At 68.4% G+C, this 15,872-nt stretch carries 14 protein-coding genes; 7 read left to right on the top strand and 7 right to left on the bottom strand.

The window, feature by feature from the left end; translation table 11 throughout:
• Positions 1–148: 148 nt before the first annotated feature.
• Entirely contained in the window at positions 149–1,639 is a 1,491-nt protein-coding gene (locus AS97_RS23565; RefSeq protein ID WP_059143736.1) for a CCA tRNA nucleotidyltransferase, read from the top strand.
• On the opposite strand, the gene AS97_RS23560 is transcribed toward AS97_RS23565, so the two are convergent.
• The 3 genes from AS97_RS23560 to AS97_RS23550 all read right to left on the bottom strand — a co-directional run bounded on the left by AS97_RS23560 (position 1,624) and on the right by AS97_RS23550 (position 4,917).
• On the bottom strand, positions 1,624–2,982 hold the full coding sequence (locus AS97_RS23560) for an MFS transporter (protein ID WP_059143735.1): 1,359 nt from the start codon (positions 2,980–2,982) through the stop codon (positions 1,624–1,626). The two genes, AS97_RS23565 and AS97_RS23560, sit on opposite strands and share 16 nt — an antisense overlap.
• A gap of 85 nt (positions 2,983–3,067) precedes the next feature.
• Positions 3,068–4,150 carry an inositol-3-phosphate synthase gene (locus AS97_RS23555; protein WP_059143734.1) on the bottom strand — a complete coding sequence of 361 codons (1,083 nt, stop codon included), beginning with the start codon at positions 4,148–4,150 and terminating at the stop codon, positions 3,068–3,070.
• A 62-nt stretch (positions 4,151–4,212) separates the two neighbouring features.
• A complete protein-coding gene (locus tag AS97_RS23550) occupies positions 4,213–4,917 on the bottom strand; it encodes a PadR family transcriptional regulator (RefSeq protein WP_059143733.1) in 705 nt (234 codons plus the stop codon).
• Between the two features lie 357 nt (positions 4,918–5,274).
• On the opposite strand from AS97_RS23550, the gene AS97_RS23545 reads away from it, so the two are divergent.
• Positions 5,275–7,959 (top strand): transglycosylase domain-containing protein, encoded by a 2,685-nt coding sequence (locus AS97_RS23545; protein ID WP_236669496.1) that lies wholly within the window; start codon positions 5,275–5,277, stop codon positions 7,957–7,959.
• Between the two features lie 215 nt (positions 7,960–8,174).
• Positions 8,175–9,662, top strand: coding sequence for a glycosyltransferase 87 family protein (locus AS97_RS23540; protein ID WP_125757078.1), 1,488 nt, complete (start codon positions 8,175–8,177; stop codon positions 9,660–9,662).
• A 34-nt stretch (positions 9,663–9,696) separates the two neighbouring features.
• On the opposite strand, the gene AS97_RS23535 is transcribed toward AS97_RS23540, so the two are convergent.
• The 3 genes from AS97_RS23535 to AS97_RS23525 all read right to left on the bottom strand — a co-directional run bounded on the left by AS97_RS23535 (position 9,697) and on the right by AS97_RS23525 (position 12,348).
• The gene (locus AS97_RS23535) at positions 9,697–10,728 is read right to left on the bottom strand and encodes an alanine racemase (RefSeq protein ID WP_059143731.1); all 1,032 of its coding nucleotides are present in this window, start codon (positions 10,726–10,728) and stop codon (positions 9,697–9,699) included.
• A 66-nt stretch (positions 10,729–10,794) separates the two neighbouring features.
• Positions 10,795–11,913, bottom strand: coding sequence for a peptidoglycan bridge formation glycyltransferase FemA/FemB family protein (locus tag AS97_RS23530; protein ID WP_059143730.1), 1,119 nt, complete (start codon positions 11,911–11,913; stop codon positions 10,795–10,797).
• Positions 11,914–12,030: 117 nt separating this feature from the next.
• The gene (locus tag AS97_RS23525) at positions 12,031–12,348 is read right to left on the bottom strand and encodes a hypothetical protein (RefSeq protein WP_059143729.1); all 318 of its coding nucleotides are present in this window, start codon (positions 12,346–12,348) and stop codon (positions 12,031–12,033) included.
• Between the two features lie 229 nt (positions 12,349–12,577).
• Between AS97_RS23525 and rpsF the strand changes: the two genes are divergently transcribed.
• The 4 genes from rpsF (at position 12,578) to rplI (ending at position 14,347) form a co-directional block, all read left to right on the top strand.
• Positions 12,578–12,868 (top strand): 30S ribosomal protein S6, encoded by a 291-nt coding sequence (gene rpsF, locus AS97_RS23520; RefSeq protein ID WP_059143728.1) that lies wholly within the window; start codon positions 12,578–12,580, stop codon positions 12,866–12,868.
• Positions 12,869–12,950: 82 nt separating this feature from the next.
• Positions 12,951–13,547, top strand: a complete 597-nt coding sequence (locus AS97_RS23515) for a single-stranded DNA-binding protein (RefSeq protein ID WP_059143727.1) — start codon at positions 12,951–12,953, stop codon at positions 13,545–13,547.
• A gap of 98 nt (positions 13,548–13,645) precedes the next feature.
• A complete protein-coding gene (gene rpsR, locus AS97_RS23510; RefSeq protein ID WP_003978893.1) occupies positions 13,646–13,882 on the top strand; it encodes a 30S ribosomal protein S18 in 237 nt (78 codons plus the stop codon).
• 18 nt (positions 13,883–13,900) lie between these two features.
• Positions 13,901–14,347 (top strand): 50S ribosomal protein L9, encoded by a 447-nt coding sequence (gene rplI, locus AS97_RS23505; protein ID WP_059143726.1) that lies wholly within the window; start codon positions 13,901–13,903, stop codon positions 14,345–14,347.
• Positions 14,348–14,478: 131 nt separating this feature from the next.
• Here rplI and AS97_RS23500 read toward each other — a convergent pair whose 3' ends face one another.
• On the bottom strand, positions 14,479–15,819 hold the full coding sequence (locus AS97_RS23500) for an MATE family efflux transporter (protein ID WP_210565602.1): 1,341 nt from the start codon (positions 15,817–15,819) through the stop codon (positions 14,479–14,481).
• Between the last annotated feature and the right edge of the window lie 53 nt (positions 15,820–15,872).

Raw genomic sequence — 15,872 nt, 5'->3', positions numbered from 1 at the left:
CAGTGGTCGTCGCATTGTGCGTCCACGAAATGGTAACGATGCCCGCTGTGGCGAAGTGCTGTGGATGGCTCCACAAGATCGTTACGCAGTGGTGGTCCGCATTGGGTGTGGAGTCCGCGGGGCGCACGGCCACGTACCCTGTTCTGTTGTGCCGAACGCCAACAATGACAGCCGACCCCCGCAGCCGACCAATGAGCTCAGCCAGGTGCAGCGCCGCGCCGTGGGCGAGCTCCTGCGGGTCTCTCCCGTCGCCGACGATCTTGCCCGTCGCTTCCAGCAGGCCGGTTTCCGCCTGGCCCTGGTCGGCGGCTCGGTACGGGACGCGCTGCTCGGCCGGCTCGGTAACGATCTGGACTTCACGACGGACGCTCGGCCGGACGAGGTACTGAAGATCGTACGGCCGTGGGCGGACGCGGTGTGGGATGTCGGCATCGCCTTCGGCACCGTCGGCTGCCGTAAGGACATGGCCGCAGGAAGCGGGTCGGACCAGAGCTTCCAGATTGAAATCACGACTTATCGGTCAGAAGCCTATGACCGGACATCCCGGAAGCCCGAGGTGTCGTACGGCGACTCCATCGAGGAGGACCTGGTCCGTCGGGACTTCACGGTCAACGCGATGGCGGTGGCGCTTCCGCAGAAGGAGTTCATCGACCCGCACCACGGTCTGGAGGATCTCGCCGCCCGGGTGCTGCGCACCCCCGGGACGCCCGAGGAGTCCTTCTCCGACGATCCGCTGCGGATGATGCGTGCCGCGCGCTTCGCCGCGCAGCTGGACTTCGAGGTGGCTCCCGAGGTGGTCGCCGCGATGACCTCGATGGCCGACCGTATCGACATCGTCTCGGCCGAGCGGGTACGTGATGAGCTCAACAAGCTCATCCTGGCCGACCACCCCCGTAAGGGGCTGCGGCTGCTGGTGGAGACCGGGCTCGCCGACCGCGTCCTGCCGGAGCTCCCGGCGCTGCGCCTGGAGCGTGATGAGCACCACCGCCACAAGGATGTGTACGAGCATTCGCTGACGGTGCTGGACCAGGCCATCGACCTGGAGACCGAGGGGCCCGACCTGGTGCTGCGGCTGGCCGCGCTGCTGCATGACATCGGTAAGCCCAAGACGCGCCGCTTCGAGAAGGACGGTCGGGTCTCCTTCCATCACCACGAGGTGGTGGGAGCCAAGATGACCAAATTCCGGATGACGAAGCTCAAGTACTCCAATGAGCTGATCAAGGACGTCTCACACCTTGTCGAGCTGCATCTGCGCTTCCACGGCTATGGCACCGGCGAATGGACCGACTCCGCCGTCCGCCGCTATGTCCGTGACGCCGGGCCGCTGCTGGACCGGCTGCACAAGCTGACCCGCTCGGACTGCACCACCCGTAACAAGAGGAAGGCGATGGCGCTCTCGCGGGCATACGACGGCCTCGAGGAGCGCATCGCCCGGCTGCAGGAGCAGGAGGAGCTGGACTCGATCCGCCCGGATCTGGACGGCAACGAGATCATGAAGATCCTCGGCATTCCCCCGGGGCCGCAGGTCGGCAAGGCATACAAGCATCTGCTGGAGATGCGGCTGGAGCACGGCCCGATGGAGCGGGACACCGCGATCACCACGCTCCAGGAGTGGTGGGACGCTCAGTCGGAGGGCTGAGCCCCTCCGGTTTCACGTGAAACATCGACCCGCTGGGCGCGGTCCCGGTCATGTTTCACGTGAAACCTGACCAGCAGCGCGGTGGCCGCGTAGAGCAGTGCCACACAGGTCAGCAGCGGGGCCGATCTGCCGTCCGGTGGCAGTATCACCGCGGCGACCGCCGCGGCTCCCACGAAGGCGACGTTGAACAGCACGTCATAGAGGGAGAAGATCCGGCCGCGGAAGTCATCGGCGATGGTGGACTGCACCACGGTGTCGGTGGCGATCTTCGCGCCCTGGGTGACGAGCCCGAGGACGAACGCGGCGATCAGCATGGGGGCGGGCTCGAAGGGCAGCCCGAGCCCCGGCTCCAGAAGGGCCGCGCTTCCCGCGCACACCATCACCCAGGAGAGTCGGCCGTCCGGACGGGAGGACGCAGGCCTCCTGAGCCGGGCCACCGCCCATGGCGTGATCACCGCCGCCGCGAAGAAGCCCGCGCCCGAGACGCCGACGGCCAGACCCAGAAGCGCGAGTCCCTCGGACTCGGTATCGGCCCATGCGTAGCGGCAGAGCATCAGCACCGTCACCGTGAGCGCGCCGTAGCAGAAGCGCATCAGCGTCATCGCGGCCAGCGCCACGGTGGGGTCCCTGCGCTCCAGCAGATGGCGGACCCCCGCGACCAGGCCCCGCGCGGTGCTCATCAGGGCCGCGGGGAGACGGGGCTGAAGGGCCGCGGGATCTGGCCCCAGTAGGCCCGGTGCCATCGACAGGGCGGTGAGCCCGGCGATGAGATAGAGCGCGGCGCCCACCAGGACGACCAGCGCATCCGACGAGGTGCCTCCCGGGCCCGACAGCCGGACGATGAAGGCGAGGCTGCCTCCGGCCGTGGCGGCGAGCGTTCCGGCGGTGGGCGAGAGCGAGTTGGCCATGACCAGACGTTCCTGGCTGTCGACGACCCGCGGGAGGGCCGCCGAAAGACCGGCCAGCACAAAGCGGTTGACGGCCGTCACCGACAGGGCCGAGACGTAGAAGAGCCACTCCGGCACCTGACCGAGGACCAGTACGGCGGTTCCGGTGGCCAGTCCCGAGCGCAGCAGATTGCCGTAGAGCAGCACCTGCCGCCGGCGCCAGCGGTCCAGCAGCACCCCGGCGAAGGGGCCGAGCAGGGAGTAGGGGAGCAGCAGAACGGCCATGGCGGAGGCGATGGCCGCGGGAGAGGTCTGCTTCTCCGGGGAGAAGACCACATAGGTGGCGAGTGCGACCTGGTAGACGCCGTCGGCCGCCTGGGACAGCAGGCGGATGGCCAGAAGGCGCCGGAAGTCACGCAGTTGCAGCAGTACGCGGAGATCACGCACAACAGGCATGACGCCAGCCTCACACACCACACGGGCCTCCGGGTGTATTACCCGAAGGCCCGTGATCACGCGGCGGGAATCAGCGCATGGCGCGTCAGCGCTCGACCTCGCCCTTGATGAACTTCTCCACGTTCTCCTGCGCCTCGTTGTCGAAGTACTGCACCGGCGGCGACTTCATGAAGTACGAGGAGGCGGAGAGGATCGGGCCGCCGATGCCGCGGTCCTTGGCGATCTTCGCGGCGCGCAGCGCGTCGATGATGACACCCGCGGAGTTCGGGGAGTCCCACACCTCGAGCTTGTACTCCAGGTTCAGCGGGACATCGCCGAACGCGCGACCCTCCAGGCGGACATACGCCCACTTGCGGTCGTCCAGCCAGGCCACGAAGTCCGAGGGGCCGATGTGGACGTTGTCGGCACCCAGATCGCGGTCGGGGATCTGCGAGGTGACGGCCTGGGTCTTGGAGATCTTCTTGGACTCCAGGCGCTCGCGCTCGAGCATGTTCTTGAAGTCCATGTTGCCGCCGACGTTCAGCTGCATGGTGCGGTCCAGGATGACGCCCCGGTCCTCGAACAGCTTGGCCATCACGCGGTGCGTGATGGTCGCGCCGACCTGCGACTTGATGTCGTCACCGACGATCGGCACCCCGGCCTCGGTGAACTTGTCCGCCCACTCCTTGGTGCCGGCGATGAAGACCGGAAGGGCGTTGACGAAGGCGACCTTGGCGTCGATGGCGCACTGGGCGTAGTACTTGGCGGCGTCCTCGGAGCCGACCGGGAGGTAGCAGACCAGAACGTCGACCTGCTTGTCCTTGAGGACCTGGACGACGTCGACCGGGGTCTCGTCGGACTCGTCGATGGTCTGGCGGTAGTACTTGCCGAGTCCGTCGAGCGTGTGGCCGCGCTGGACCGTGACACCGGCCGTCGGCACGTCGCAGATCTTGATGGTGTTGTTCTCGCTGGCGCCGATGGCGTCCGCGAGGTCCAGGCCGACCTTCTTCGCGTCCACGTCGAAGGCGGCCACGAACTCCACGTCGTTCACGTGGTAGTCGCCGAACTGCACGTGCATCAGACCCGGCACGCGGGTGTCCGGGTCGGCGTCCTTGTAGTACTCGACGCCCTGTACCAGCGAGGCGGCGCAGTTGCCCACGCCGACGATGGCTACACGAACCGAACCCATTCCGGTTGCTCCCTGTGTGTACTGGATGAAGCCCCGCGGCTGCCGGGCCTCACTTGGCGGTGTCATTCGGACGGATCCGGCCGGGATCCACCCCGGTGCCGGGGCAGGCCGTCCGCATCTCCTGACTGGTCCTGCTCCTGGTATGGCGGCCGGTCCTCATCCCGCTCGATCGCCCGGTCCTGCCCGGCGGTGCCGTCGCGCTGGTCGCGCCCGGCCCGCTCGCTCTCGATCAGCTCGTTCAGCCAGCGGACCTCGCGCTCCACCGACTCCATCCCGTGCCGCTGCAGCTCGAGGGTGTAGTCGTCCAGCCGCTCGCGGGTGCGGGCCAGGGCGGCGCGCATCTTGTCCAGGCGCTCTTCCAGGCGGCTGCGCCGCCCTTCGAGCACCCGCATCCGAACGTCTCGTGACGTCTGGCCGAAGAAGGCGAAACGGACGCCGAAGTGCTCGTCCTCCCAGGCGTCCGGCCCGGTGTGGGTGAGCAGCTCCTCGAACCGCTCCTTCCCCGCCGCCGTGAGCCGGTAGACGATCTTGGCCCGGCGGCCGGAGAGGGGCGCCGCGAGGGCGTCCTGGGAGGTGCTGCCGGATTCCTCGATCAACCAGCCGTTGGTGACCAGCGTCTTGAGGCAGGGATAGAGGCTGCCGTAGCTGAACGCCCGGAACACCCCGAGTGACGTGTTGAGCCGCTTGCGCAGCTCGTATCCGTGCATCGGGGACTCGCGCAGCAGGCCGAGGACGGCGAACTCCAGGACGCCGGAGCGTCTGCTCATTCCCCGCCTCCCCTCTCCTCCGAGCCAGCTATGTCGAGCTGATGTATCGACTCGATACATCAAGACGATAGAACCGTGCCCCCGGCGGAACAAGAGGGCCCACGGTGAACGCCGTCACATCATCAATTCGTGGCATTCAATCTGACGGTTATGGAGCGAAGGTGGCGGCTGGGCGGGTTTTGACCGTGCGTACTCTGTTCGCCATGCAGACCTATGGGAACCAAGTGACGCCCCGAAGCGTCCTCGTCCCGGATGCAGTGCGTCCGGTTGCCTGGTGCGACCGGACCGCACATTGGGGGGACCGGAAGCCATCTGCCGCTTTCAGGCGATAGCGCCTGCCCGAGGAGAAGTCGTTCCATGAGCGAGCACCGTCGCAAGTCGCCGCAGCCCCAAGGCGGCGGACGAGCAGCGGCCCGGCGAGCCGGACAGCAGTCGTCCGGCCGCCGCGCAGCACCGACGCACAACGCCGCAGCCGGGTCGGACGCCACCCCCCAGGGGGAAGAGCGTCCTTACGGTGGCCGCGCGGCGGCCCGCCGCGCCGCACAGCGCGGCGGCGGCCGTAGACGAGGAGCCGATCCGGGTGCGGGCGGCGCGGGCCAAGGCGGTCGCGGTGGCGGCCGGCGGGGAGCCGGCGGCGGCCGCGGACATGGCTCGGGGGGCGATGGGCACCCCGGCAAGAAGCGCTTTATTGACTATCCGCGTGGGGGAAGGTCGGGTTTCCGGCGCTGGGTTCCGTCCTGGAAGCTGGTGACGGGAACCTTCATCTTCTTCTTCGCGGTGCTGCTCGGTGCCGTCGGCATAGGGCTGTGGCTGGTGCAGGTGCCAACCGCCCAGGCCGCGTCCCAGACCCAGAAGAACGTCTACTACTGGGCGGACGGCAAGCAGATGGTGGTCTCCGGCGGTGGTGACCTCAACCGTCAGATCGTCCCCCTCAGCAAGATCCCCAAGTCGATGCAGAACGCGGTGATCTCCGCAGAGAACGCCAGCTTCTACGAGGACAACGGCGTCGACCCGATGGGTATCGCCCGCGCGGTCGTCAACATGGCGCGGGGCGGCGCGACCCAGAGTGGGTCGACCATCACCCAGCAGTTCGTGAAGAACACCTACCTGGACCAGTCGCAGACGCTCACGCGCAAGGTCAAGGAGCTGTTCATCTCCATAAAGGTGGGCGCGACCAAGAACAAGGACTACATCCTCGGGAGCTACCTGAACACCGCCTACTACGGACGTGGTGCCTACGGCTGCCAGGCGGCGGCCCGCGCGTACTACGACCGGGACTGCTCGGCCCTGACGCCCAGCCAGAGCGCCTTCCTGGCCGCGACGCTGAACGGCCCCAACCTCTACGACCCGAACGGCGGCTACGGCGCCGCGGCCACCAAGGAGGCCAACACCAAGCGGGCCAAGCAGCGCTGGGAGTGGATCCTGCGGCGTGAGGTCGCCGTGCACAGGCTGAGCAAGACCGAGGCCCAGGAGTGGATCGGCAAAGGTTTCCCGATGCCGCAGGACCCGAAGGTGGCCACGAACAAGCAGGGCCAGATCGGCTACCTCACCGACCTCGCCGACAACTACATCATCGCCAACACCGGCATCAGCAAGTCGAAGCTGGACAAGGGTGGCTATCAGATTCACACCACCTTCGACCGGAAAAAGATCAGTGAGCTGACCCGGGCGGTCGAGAAGGTCTCCAAGGAGAACATCAAGCCGAAACTGCGCGAGCCGGACAAGTACGTCCAGTTCGGCGGCGCCTCGGTGGAGCCCAAGACGGGCAAGATCCTGGCCATCTACGGCGGCAAGAACGCGCTGGAGCACTACCGCAACAACGCCGACTACACCGGTGTCCAGGTGGGCTCGACCTTCAAGCCCTTCGTGATGGCCGCCGCGATGACCAATGGCGTCCGCGACCCGAAGGGCACACGGGAGCAACCCGATTCCGAGCGCACCCTGGTCTCGCCGAGCAGTGTCTACAACGGCGACAACAAGGTGACCCTGCGGGACTACGACGGAACCGTCTGGCACGACAAGGACGGCAAGGAGTGGCACCAGCGGAACGACGGTGACGAGGACAAGGGCCCGATCAGCCTGCGCACCGCGATGCAGTACTCGGTGAACACCCCGTTCATCCAGCTGGGCATGGACGTCGGCACCGACAAGGTGCGGGACGCGGCCCTGGCCGCGGGCCTCAGCAAGGAGCAACTGGCCTCGATCACCCCGACGTTCTCGCTCGGCACCTCCGCGCCCAGCGCCATCCGGCTCGCCGGGGCGTACGCCACCTTCGCGGCCAGCGGCGAGCAGGCCGACCCGTATTCGGTGGAGCGGGTCGAGGACAAGAACGGCCCCGTCTACGACCACAAGCAGGACGCCCAGCTCAAGCGGGCGTTCGACTCGAACGTGGCGAACAACGTCACCGACGTCCTGGAGAACGTCGTCGAGCACGGCACCGGCACCTCGGCGAAGATCGGCCGGCCGGTGGCGGGCAAGACCGGAACCACCGACGAGAACAAGTCGGCCTGGTTCTCCGGCTACACCCCGCAGCTGTCCACCGCGATCGGCATGTGGCGGGTGAACGACCAGGCCAAGAGCCAGAAGTTCCTGTCCATGCGCGGTGTGGGCGGTCAGAAGACGATCCACGGTGCGTCGTTCCCGGCCGAGATCTGGGCCGACTACATGCGCGGTGCCCTGCAGGGCAAACCGGTCAAGGACTTCCCCGCGGCCACTCCGATCGGCGAGAAGGTCTTCGGCGAGGACGCGAGCCCGAGCCCGACCCAGACGACGGAGAAGCCTTCCGAGTCCCCGTCGGAGACTCCTTCGGAATCCGCGTCGGAGTCGCCCTCGGAGTCGCCGTCCGGCAGCCCGACGCCGACGGACACCTGTGACCCGCTGGACTTCAACTGCAACGACAACGGTGGGAACCAGAACGGCGGCAACCAGAACGGCGGCCAGAACGGTGGTCCGGGCGGTCCGAGCACATCGCCGACCTCGGATCCGCCGGGCGGGTCCGGAGGCATATTCGGCGGCCCGACCGGGGCCCGACGGGAGGACTAGCCCGGAGCCCCGTACGACCCGTGCACCACTCGCCGGCCGCGCCGGAGCGAACCCCGCTCCGGCGCGGCCGGCGCCGTTCCGGGCCCTGGGCGGCCCTCTGCGCCCCTCGCAGCCTTGTTCCCGCCCAGAGGGCCTGCCGGGCGTCCGCGGCGCGCTCAGCGGCCGCTGGGGCGGTCCTGACTCCTGCCGCCAGCCTCGTACGGCAGGATGGGGCCATGAGCGTGCGCGAGGACCCACAGGCCGAGCCCGTCAGGCCGACCGCCGAGGACCCGCTGGCCGCGGCCGGCAGCGAGCTGATCGGTGGGCCGGCCGGGCGCCGGGCTCTGCTCGGCACGAGCTGGTGGACCCCGGTGCGGATCGTGGCGATCGCCGCCATCGGCATGTTCGCCCTGGGCATGGTGCAGAAGCTGCCGTGCTACGACGGCGGCTGGTTCTACGGCGCCACCGCCCAGTACAGCCACGCCTGCTACTCCGACATACCGCACCTCTACAACGGCCGCGGCTTCGCCATCGACCTCGTCCCGTACTTCGACCGCATACCGGACAGCGTCTCGGGCGGAATGCAGTACCTGGAGTACCCGGTCCTCACCGGCCTCTTCATGGAGGTCGCCTCCTGGCTGACCCCGCACAGCGGCTCCATCCAGGACCGTGAGCAGATCTACTGGCTGGTCAACGCCGGCATGCTGATGGTCTGCACCGCGGTCATCGCGGTCTGTGCGGCCCGTACGCACCGCCGCCGTCCCTGGGACGCGCTGCTGGTCGCTCTGGCCCCCGCCTTCGCGCTCACGGCCACCATCAACTGGGACCTGCTCGCCGTCGCCCTTACGGCCGCCGCCCTGCTGATGTGGTCCCGCAGCCGCCCGTTGGCCGCCGGTGTGCTGCTGGGGCTCGCGACGGCCGCGAAGCTCTACCCCGGGCTGCTGCTCGGCGCGGTGCTGGTGCTCTGCCTGCGGGCGGGACGGATGAGGGCCTTCTGGACGGCGACGGGCGGAGCCGTGGCCGCCTGGCTCGTGGTGAACCTCCCCGTGATGATCACCACGCAGGGCGGTGGCCTGCACATCCGCGAGGGCTGGAAGACGTTCTACACCTTCAGCCAGGAGCGCCCCGTCGACTTCGGCTCACTGTGGCTGATCATCTCGCAGCGCACCGGGAACCCCCTGGAGGACGTCAACACCTACGGGACCCTGCTGATGGTCCTGGCCTGCATCGGGGTGGCGGCGCTCGCCCTGTGCGCCCCGCGCCGTCCGCGGCTGGCCCAGCTGTCCTTCCTGATCGTCGCGGCGTTCGTGCTCACCAACAAGGTCTACTCACCGCAGTACGTGCTGTGGCTGATCCCACTGGCGGCACTGGCACGACCGCGCTGGCGGGACTTCCTGGTCTGGCAGGCGTGCGAGGTCATGTACTTCCTCGGGATCTGGATGTACCTCGCGTACACGGGCAGCGGCGACCAGCACCGGGGGCTGCCCGCCGAGGGCTATCAGTTGGCGATCGCCGTGCATCTGCTGGGGACGCTCTATCTGTGCGCCCTGATCATCCGGGACGCGCTGGTGCCGGAGCGGGACCCGGTGCGCAAGGAGGGGGCGGACGATCCCGGAGGCGGCGTGCTGGACCGGGCCCCGGACGCGTTCGTGCTGGGACGGGCGCGGCGCGCTTCCCGGTACGACGGCGCGGCGCTGGTGGACTGGGGCGTCCACCGGGAGTGAGCCCCGGAGGGGAACCTCTCCCGGCGGCGCGCAATCAGCGGTCGAAGAGCCGGTCGAACTGCGTCGTGGTGTGCCGCAGATGCGCCACCAGCTCATCCCCCACCTGGGGTGCCTGGACATCACTGGGCACGAACAGGATGGACACCTGCATATGCGGCGGCTCGGCGAACCACCGCTGCTTGCCCGCCCATACGAACGGCGAGAGATTGCGGTTGACGGTCGCCAGACCGGCGCGGGCGACCCCCTTGGCGCGGGGCATCACCCCGTGCAGCGCCTTGGGCGCCTCCAGGCCGACGCCGTGGGAGGTGCCACCCGCGACGACGACCAGATGGCCGTCCGAGGCGGACTTCTGCTGGCGGTAGCCGAAGCGGTCGCCCTTCGCCACCCGGGTGACGTCGAGCACCGAGCCCCGGTACTCCGTCGAATCGTGGTCGCCCAGCCACAGCCGGGTGCCGATGCGCGCCCGGAAGCGGGTCTGCGGGAACTGCTGCTGCAGCCGGGCCAGTTCCTCGGCCTTGAGATGGCTGACGAACATGGTGTGCAGCGGCAGGCGTGCGGCCCGCAGCCGGTCCATCCAGGCGATGACCTCCTCGACCGCGTCCAGACCGTCGGTGCGGTCGAGCGGGAGGTGGATGGCGAACCCCTCCAGCCGGACGTTCTCTATCGCGGCGTGCAGCTTGGGCAGGTCCTGCTCGGTGATGCCGTGCCGCTTCATGCTGCTCATGACCTCGATGACCACACGCGCGTTCACCAGGCCGTAGACGCCGTCGACCGAGGAGACCGAGCGGATCACCCGGTCCGGCAGCGGTACCGGCTCCTCACCGCGGCGGAAGGGGGTGAGCACGAGCAGGTCACCGCTGAAGAAGTCCTTCATCCGGGCGGCCTCGTAGGTGGTCCCGACCGCGAGGATGTCGCTGCCCATGCGGGCTGCCTCCTCGGCCAGGCGCTCATGGCCGAAGCCGTAGCCGTTGCCTTTGCAGACCGGGACTATCCCTGGGAACTGCTGGACCACCGTCTGCTGGTGCGCCCGCCAGCGCGCGGTGTCGACGTAGAGGGTGAGCGCCATTGGCCGGTCCCGGAACCTTTCTCATTGCCGCGGTGTATTGGAAGTATGGGAAACAGCGAATCGTGGTCAGCGGCGCGACATGTAGATGTCGAGTGCCTTGTGCAGGAGCTTGTTGAGCGGGAAGTCCCACTCGCCGAGGTACTCGGCAGCCTGCCCACCGGTGCCCACCTTGAACTGGATCAGACCGAAGAGATGATCTGTCTCATCGAGGGAGTCGCTGATGCCGCGCAGGTCGTAGACGCTCGCGCCCAGCGCGTAGGCGTCGCGGAGCATCCGCCACTGCATCGCGTTCGAGGGCCGGACCTCGCGCTTGTGGTTGGCGGAGGCGCCGTAGGAGTACCAGACATGGCCTCCGACGATCAGCATCGTGGCGGCGGCCACGACCTCGTTCTCGTGCATGGCGAAGTACAGCCGCATCCGGTTGGGGTCCTCGGTGTTGAGGGCCGTCCACATGCGCTGGAAGTAGCTGAGCGGGCGCGGCCGGAAGTGGTCGCGCTCCGCGGTGATCTCGTAGAGCCGCTGCCACTCGGGCAGATGCTCGTAGCCGCCCTGGACGACCTCGACGCCGGCCTTCTCGGCCTTCTTGATGTTGCGGCGCCACAGCTGGTTGAAGCTCTTGTGGACGTCCTCCAGGGAGCGGTTCTCCAGCGGCACCTGGAAGACGTATCGCGGCTGGACGTCACCGAAGCCGGCCCCGCCGTCCTCGCCCTGCTGCCAGCCCATGCGCCGCAGCCGCTCGGCGACCTCGAAGGCGCGCGGCTCGATGAAGGTGGCCTCGACATCGCGCAGCCGCTTGACGTCGGGGTTCTGGATGCCCGACTTGATCGCGTTGGCGTCCCAGCGGCGGATGATGACCGGCGGGCCCATCTTCACGGAGAACGCACCCTGCTGCTTCAGATGCGCGAGCATCGGGCGCAGCCAGTCCTCGAGGTTGGGCGCGTACCAGTTGATGACCGGGCCCTCGGGGAGATAGGCGAGGTAGCGCTTGATCTTGGGCAGCTGCCGGTAGAGGACGAGGCCGGCGCCGACGAGCTGGCCCGTGGCGTCGAACCAGCCGAGGTTCTCCGAGCGCCATTCCGACTTGACGTCAGCCCATGCCGGGACCTGCATGTGGCTGGCCGCGGGCAGGCTCTGGATATACGCCAGATGCTGCTCTCGGCTGATCGTCCTCAGGGTCAGGCTCATGCGGGGCGCTCCTCGGCAGGTTTGTCCCCAGGGTCGGGGCTCCGGCTCTCGCGCCGAAGCCTACTGCGACCGGGACGCGCCCCGTTCGGGCCTGGGGCAACCAGGCTCCGGCCGGGCTCAGCCCAGCACGCCGCCGAAGAGCCCTCCGTGTGCCATGCCGAGGTAGAAGCCGACCGCCGCGGCACCGAGTCCGATGATCAGCACGAACCGCTCACCGGTGGTCGCGGAGATCAGCTGGCCCCAGGCGCCAGTGATCATCCCCACCAGCCCGGTCCATGAGCTGACCAGGTGGAGCTGGGTGAAATGAGCCGTGACGAAGGCGATCGCCCCGATCACCAGCGTGGTCACGGCGAAGGCGTTCTGAACGGGATGCGGCTTGCCGTCGGTGTCCAGGAAGGAGAGCAAGCCGTGATGGGGTCGTGCTGCCTGTGCCATGGGGCACCTCCAGGTAGGCACATAGAGCAAAGCGGCGAACTGTAATGCCGCTCACACCCGATGTGTACAGATTGCGGGCTAAGACGCCCGGATTTCAAGCGGGAGGCCGTAGCCGGGTACTGTGTACCGTCCGCGGTGGTGTCTGCACAGATGCCGCAACGGATACGCATCACGACCCTCCTGCCACGGAACGACCGTGGCCGCTGAGTCCAAAGGAGGTGGGTTCCACATGCGTCACTACGAGGTGATGGTCATCCTCGACCCCGATCTCGAGGAGCGCGCTGTCTCCCCGCTGATCGAGAACTTCCTTTCCGTCGTCCGTGAGGGCGAAGGCAAGGTCGAGAAGGTCGACACCTGGGGCCGTCGTCGTCTCTCGTACGAGATCAAGAAGAAGCCCGAGGGTATCTACTCGGTCATCGACCTGCAGGCAGAGCCCGCGGTCGTCAAGGAGCTCGACCGCCAGATGAACCTGAACGAGTCGGTCCTCCGGACCAAGGTCCTCCGTCCCGAGACCCACTGACGCGTAAGCGTTCAGCGGTCATCGGGGCCGTATCGCAACGAGTAGCAAGCAGCCCAGCAGTACCCGCCGAGAGGTTCCCCCAATGGCAGGCGAGACCGTCATCACGGTCGTCGGCAATCTCGTCGACGACCCCGAGCTGCGTTTCACCCCGTCCGGTGCGGCGGTCGCGAAGTTCCGCGTCGCGTCCACTCCCCGTACCTTCGACCGGCAGACCAACGAGTGGAAGGACGGCGAGAGCCTCTTCCTCACGTGCTCGGTGTGGCGGCAGGCCGCGGAGAACGTGGCCGAGTCCCTTCAGCGCGGCATGCGCGTCATCGTGCAGGGTCGCCTGAAGCAGCGGTCCTACGAGGATCGTGAGGGGATCAAGCGCACGGTCTATGAGCTGGATGTCGATGAGGTCGGCGCCAGTCTGCGCAACGCCACAGCCAAGGTCACCAAGACCACCGGTCGCGGTGGCCAGGGTGGTTACGGCGGCGGCGGTGGCGGCGGCCAGGGCGGGGGAGGCGGTTGGGGCGGCGGCCCCGGCAACTCCGGCGGCGGTCAGCAGGGCGGCGGCGCTCCGGCCGACGACCCGTGGGCGACCGGCGCACCGGCAGGCGGCCAGGGCGGCGGCGGTGGTGGCTGGGGCGGCGGCTCCGGCAACTCCGGCGGCGGCTACTCGGACGAGCCGCCCTTCTAGGTCCGGGGCGCTGTTTCACGTGAAACCACGTGAAACAACAGCGCTCGGTCTGGTCAGGGCGACCAGCACATACTTCTTGATCACACTGGAGAGAGACAATGGCGAAGCCGCCTGCTCGCAAGCCTAAGAAGAAGGTTTGCGTGTTCTGCAAGGAGAAGATCTCCTACGTCGACTACAAGGACACGAACCTGCTGCGGAAGTTCATTTCCGACCGCGGCAAGATCCGTGCCCGCCGGGTCACCGGCAACTGCACCCAGCACCAGCGTGATGTCGCCACGGCTGTGAAGAACAGCCGTGAGATGGCGCTGCTGCCCTACACCTCCACCGCGCGATAAGGGAAGGGTGACCCAGTCATGAAGATCATCCTCACCCACGAGGTCTCCGGCCTCGGTACCGCCGGTGACGTCGTGGACGTCAAGGACGGTTACGCCCGTAACTACCTCGTTCCGCGTGGTCTGGCGATTCGCTGGACCAAGGGCGGCGAGAAGGACGTCGAGCAGATCCGCCGCGGTCGTCGCATCCGCGAGATCGCCACGATCGAGCAGGCCAATGAGGTCAAGGCCCGGCTCGAGGGCGTCAAGGTGCGACTGAAGACCCGTGCCGGCGACGCCGGCCGGCTCTTCGGCTCCGTCACCCCGGCCGACATCGCTTCGGCGATCAAGGACGCGGGTGGTCCGGAGGTGGACAAGCGCCGTATCGAGGTGCAGTCGCCGATCAAGACCCTGGGCGCGCACCAGGTCTCGGTCCGTCTGCACGCCGAGGTTGCCGCCAAGGTTGGCGTCGAGGTCGTCGCCGCCTGACGACTGTGACGGTCGCCTTGGGCACCGTGCACCGGAGGGCCGCACCCCACAGGGGTGCGGCCCTCCGCCGTGCCAGGGGACCGGTGGCTCTGGTTCTGTCCGGAGACGCGCGTGGTGTGGTTCGGCGGGGCTCAGCCTCGTACCGCGCCGGTGACGATCCAGCGGCCGGAGCGGGTGCGCAGCCACAGGGTGGCCAACCGGACCGACATCATCAGCGCCATCGTGCACCACAGCGCGGTCAGCCCGCCGCCGAACGAGGGGACCAGCAGTGCCACCGGGGCGAAGGCGACGAGGGTGACGATCATCGCCCAGGCCAGATACGGCCCGTCGCCCGCGCCCATCAGCACGCCGTCGAGGACGAAGACCACACCCGAGACCGGCTGGATGAGGGCCGTTACCAGCAGGGCGGGCAGCAGGGCGTCCCGTACCGCGGCATCGGTGGTGAAGAGGGGGATGAACAGCGGCCGGGAGGCGACCACCAGCAGACCCAGTGCCACGCCCGACGCGATGCCCCAGTGCACCATGCGGCGGCAGGCGGCCCGGGCGCCCTCCTTGTCGCCCGCTCCCAGATAGCGTCCGATGATCGCCTGGCCCGCGATGGCGATGGCGTCCAGGGCGAACGCCAGCAAACTCCACAGGGTGAGCACGATCTGATGGGCGGCGATGTCGGTGTCGCCGAGGCGGGCCGCCACGGCCGTCGCGATCAGCATCACGGCGCGCAGCGAGAGCGTCCGGATCAGCAGCGGTGCCCCGGCATGGGCACAGGCTCTGATCCCCGCGGCGTCGGGCCTCAGCGAAGTGCCGTGGCGCCGCGCGCCCCGGATGACCACGGTGAGGTAGACGGCGGCCATGGCGTTCTGGGCGATCACCGTGCCCCAGGCCGAGCCCGCGATGCCCAGCCCGGCCGCATAGACCAGGGTGACGTTGAGCGCGGCGTTGGCCCCGAAGCCGCCGATGGCGACATACAGCGGGGTGCGGGTGTCCTGGAGGCCACGGAGGACCCCGGTGGCGGCGAGCACCACCAGCATCGCGGGGATGCCGAGGGTGCTGATCCGCAGATAGGTGATGGCGTAGGGGGCTGCGGTGTCCGAGGCGCCGAAGAGGTCGACGATGGCCGGGGCGGTGGGAAGGGCCACGGCGATGACGGCGGCGCCGAGCAGCAGGGCCAGCCAGATGCCGTCCATGCCCTGCCGGATCGCTCCGGCGAGGTCGCCCGCGCCGACGCGGCGGGCGACCGCCCCGGTGGTGGCGTAGGCGAGGAAGACGAAGATGTTGACGGCGGTGGCGAGCAGGGCCGCGGCGACGCCCAGACCGGCCAGTTGGGCGGTGCCCAGATGGCCGACGACGGCGCTGTCGACCATGACGAAGAGGGGTTCCGCCACGAGCGCGCCGAAGGCGGGAAGCGCGAGTGCGACGATCTCGCGGTCGTGGTGGCGCAGGGTGCTCCGCGTGCTCGTGGGGGCCTGTGTCATGAGGGCAATGTAATCGTCCACAGGTAAGAGACACAAGCGATCCCCAGTCCTTA

Source organism: Streptomyces sp. AgN23 (genome assembly GCF_001598115.1).
GTDB classification, from domain to species: Bacteria; Actinomycetota; Actinomycetes; order Streptomycetales; family Streptomycetaceae; genus Streptomyces; species Streptomyces antimycoticus.
This window is presented reverse-complemented; position numbering and strand designations above follow the sequence as displayed.